The sequence below is a fragment of the Magnetococcales bacterium genome, assembly GCA_015232395.1.
In the GTDB taxonomy this organism is placed as follows: domain Bacteria; phylum Pseudomonadota; class Magnetococcia; order Magnetococcales; family JADFZT01; genus JADFZT01.
This window is the reverse complement of the sequence record JADFZT010000043.1, coordinates 37,646-39,884: the sequence shown is the minus strand read 5'-3', so window position 1 is coordinate 39,884 and position 2,239 is coordinate 37,646. Positions and strand designations below refer to the sequence as shown.

General features: G+C 53.5%; 2 protein-coding genes. One reads left to right on the top strand and one right to left on the bottom strand.

Translation table 11 applies throughout. The features are described from left to right. Positions 1-501 (top strand): hypothetical protein (locus HQL52_12570; GenBank protein ID MBF0370279.1); only part of this gene is annotated, 501 nt, incomplete at its 5' end. Positions 502-587: 86 nt separating this feature from the next. Here HQL52_12570 and rlmD read toward each other — a convergent pair. Then, the gene (gene rlmD / locus HQL52_12565; GenBank protein ID MBF0370278.1) at positions 588-2,039 is read right to left on the bottom strand and encodes a 23S rRNA (uracil(1939)-C(5))-methyltransferase RlmD; all 1,452 of its coding nucleotides are present in this window, start codon (positions 2,037-2,039) and stop codon (positions 588-590) included. Positions 2,040-2,239 lie beyond the last annotated feature (200 nt).

Here is a 2,239-nt window from a genome sequence, read left to right as displayed (position 1 = left end):
TTCAAGAAAAACAAAAAACCTTTGCGCCCCAATACCGCCAACAAAGGCATCCTGGAGTTGAAGGAGTTGACCAATCCAGGTATCAAACCCTTCGCCAATTGGAGCGCCAAAAAGATTCAAAAACAGGTCAAAAGAAATGCCAAATTTGAACAACGCTCAGGCCTGGGGGATTTTTACCAGATGGTCAAGTTTGGCTGCGCTCCCTACGAACTCCGGCCCCGTTGGAACAACTACAAAGGGGTTTCGCTTTATAAGGATGGTAAGCGATCCAGCGGCTTGAATACCCGCAAGGAGCGTACCGCTCTTTTTGCCAACGAAGCTCAACTCCTTGGTAAACTCCACCGCAAGAAAGCCAAAAACAAAAAGGAGTATGAAAAAGAGCTGAAAAAGGCCACCAAAACCGAATGGAAAAAAGCGGCTCGTCGGGTCGCTGAACTGGTCAAAAAAGATTGGCAGGATCTGGCCGTTATCGCCAAGGAACCTCAGGATATCCTCGGATAGTTGATGATGAATCGGTTGTGGGAGGTCAAAAGGATTGGGCATTTTCCCACCTTTTGACCTCCCTACCGACTGATTCGGTTATTTTTCTACCGTTCTATTTCTCCTGGTGACTCTTCCTTCACCTCTTCCACCTTTATCTCTTCCACCTTCGCTTCTTCTCCGGCCTCACCCATTTCACCCTCCTGGTTTGGCGGTTCAGCGGTTATTTCAGCCACCTCTTTTTTCGGAATTGGCTCCCTCTGATTGATAAACCGGGCAACCAGCTCCAGATGGTGGGTGTTGGGAAAGAGATCAATCGGGATGACTGTTTCCAGCTTAAAGCCATTGTCTTCCATGATCGCTGCATCCCGGGCAAAGGTGGCGGGGTTGCAGGAGACGTAGATCACCTGTCTTGGATTCAAGCCCGGCATTTTTTTGACCAGCTCCACAGCACCCTCCCTGGGGGGATCCAGGAGCAGGATTTCCATGCCACCGCTGGATTGGGGAATCTCCTCTTCGATAGATAGATTACCCTTGCGGAAGCGAACGCTATCGAGACTGTTTTTTCTGGCGTTGGTTTTAGCCCGGCGCAATCCGGGACCATAGCTGTCGATTCCCCTCACCCGACTGAAACGCTTGGCCAGGGGCAAGGTAAAGTTGCCCACCCCGCAGAAAAGATCCCAAGCCGCCTCACCACTACCCGCCAGCGCCATTGATTCCGCAACCAAGCGTCGGTTTTGCTCAAAGTTGGCCTGGATAAAATCCCCCGGATCAAAACGCATGGTCAGCTCATCCACTTGGTAGGTCAGCCCCCCACCCCGCCACACCTCCTCCAGATTTTCCTTGCCCTTCCTCTGGATCCAAACTTGCTGAGCACCATGCTCCCTGGCAAAGCCGGTCATCATATCCTTATCCCGACCATGGGGATTGGAGAGGATGTGAAAGACCAGAGCCGGACCATTTTCGCCGGAGACCACATCCACATGGGGCAGGCGCTCCCGGACTTTGAGGTGAGGGATGAAATCCCGCAAGGCAGGAATAAATTCGGCAAGTTTGGGATGCAAAATCGGGCATTCGCTCAGATCCACCACCCGATGGGAGGCTGGGGCGAAAAAACCCACCAGGGGCTTATCCTTGACCCAGCGCACCTTCAATCCCGCCCGTCTGCGGTAGCCCTTATCCGAGGGGGCTGGAATCCACTCCCCCAGTATCCCTTCGGGGTCGATTTTTCCCAGGCGCCGCAGAGAGTCTGCCACAAAGCCCCGCTTGACCTCCCCTTGGCCCTCAATACTTAAATGTTGCAGGTGACAGCCGCCACACGTCTCATAGTGGGAACAAAAGGGCTCTACCCGCAGGGGACCGGGCTCCAGCACCTCCAGGCAGCGGCCTCGATAGTGGCGACGGCGTTTTTCCAACAGGGCCACCCGAATGCGATCCCCTGGAGCGGTAAAGGGGACGAAAACCGCTCTCCCCTCGTGGTGCCCGAGCCCCAGGCCACCGGGGATGATCTCTTCGATTTGAAGCTCCGTTTCACTCTTTTGAAATTCCGTTTTACTCATCTGAAGTTTCCATTCCATTTGATGTGCGTACTGATTGCAGTGCGGTTTTGATTCAATTTAAGCGCGCTGTTGCGTTCGGGGTGCAGGTTTTCGACAATGGGCGTTCATCTGCTTTTTCGTCGTCTCCACTTGTTGGGATCATCATGATGCCCCCCCACCATACCTCGCCTTTGGTCCATCTGGCCAATCTCTCCAAGGAA

What these genes read in the sequence shown, in the direction of transcription:
- rlmD (MBF0370278.1), bottom strand. Translation starts at nt 2,039, where the DNA reads ATGAGTAAAACGGAATTTCAAAAGAGTGAAACGGAGCTTCAAATCGAA.